Annotated in this window: 1 pseudogene; it reads left to right on the top strand. The window is 62.9% G+C overall.

What is annotated here, in order from left to right:
• Positions 1-632 precede the first annotated feature (632 nt).
• Positions 633-1,171: pseudogene (locus EUC46_RS12425) on the top strand (hypothetical protein); the annotation flags it as partial.

The following is a 1,171-nucleotide window of genomic DNA, read 5'->3' as shown; positions in this document are numbered from 1 at the left end:
AGGTTCGACCGGGTTGGGGTAATCGGGGTCGATGAGCATGTTGTGCGCCACGAGGCGTTGTTGTTTCGGATGGAGGTGAGAGACCTGCATGGCCTGGCCGTCGTAGCGGCTGGGCGAAGCTGGCGGCAGTCTGGCCTTGGGGAACGCTGAGGTTGGGTGGGAGCAGCCGTGACATAGTCAGGACGGTCTAGTACTACCGGATAGGCCGGGTCTGGTGTGCAAGATGGGAAGGTGTACGAGAGGAACCGGTGTCGTAAAGCCTCTAGATCGTCGACCAGCTCGAACCCGGTGGATCAGGGCTGGAGTGCGGTGCGTACCTGCCGTGGGGCCTGTCAGGCAGGGGCCGCGGTGGGGAACTATCCGGAACGGTGAATGTGTCGGGTCCGGTAGGTCGTGGTGAAGGTCTACGGCGTAGCCACGACGAGGCCGCAGGGGCAAAGCCGGGCACCTGGTCCGTCAACCGAACAACAGTGAACGTGGGAACCACCGGTACCTGTTCCCCGCTTGAGTGGGGATAGGCGCGTTGCCAGCCGAAGGGTGTGGGTGGGGCGGAGCCGTCGTAGTACTGCGAGGCTGGGAAAGCCAGTCACATGGGGAAGGGCGGCAGTGAGAGAAGGCAAGGAGGAGCTGTAATGTCCGAAGAAGCGCTGGTGAATACCGGCGTCGACGGGTGGCCCGGCGAGGGTCGGGCGTATCTGACGGTACGGAGGATGCAGACCAAATTGCATGATTGGGCGGTCAAGGATCATGGCCGCCGGTTTGATGACCTGTGGAACCTGGTCTGTGACCCTGCATTCCTGACGATGGCGTGGGAACGCGTCGCTGGGAACAAAGGGTCAAAGACACCCGGAGTTGACCGTGCCACTGTGGCACGGATCCGCTCCGGGAGCGGGGTTGAGATGTTCCTGCGGGACCTCCGGGCCACGTTGAAGGCGCGGGAGTTCCGGCCGGTGCCGGTACGGGAGGTGATGATCCCCAAAGCCAGTGGGAAGCTGCGCAAACTGGGCATCCCAACCGTGGCCGACCGGGTGGTCCAGGCATCGTTGAAGCTGGTACTGGAACCCATCTTCGAGGCAGACTTCCAGTCGTGCTCGTACGGGTTCCGCCCGAAGCGGCGCGCGCAGGACGCGGTCGCCGAAATCCACCATTTCACGAGCAAATCGTATGAATG

It is taken from the genome of Actinomyces oricola (genome assembly GCF_004104015.1).
Taxonomy (GTDB): Bacteria; Actinomycetota; Actinomycetes; order Actinomycetales; family Actinomycetaceae; genus Actinomyces; species Actinomyces oricola.
Note: the sequence above shows the minus strand (reverse complement) of the source record. Positions and strands in the feature narration are given on the sequence as shown.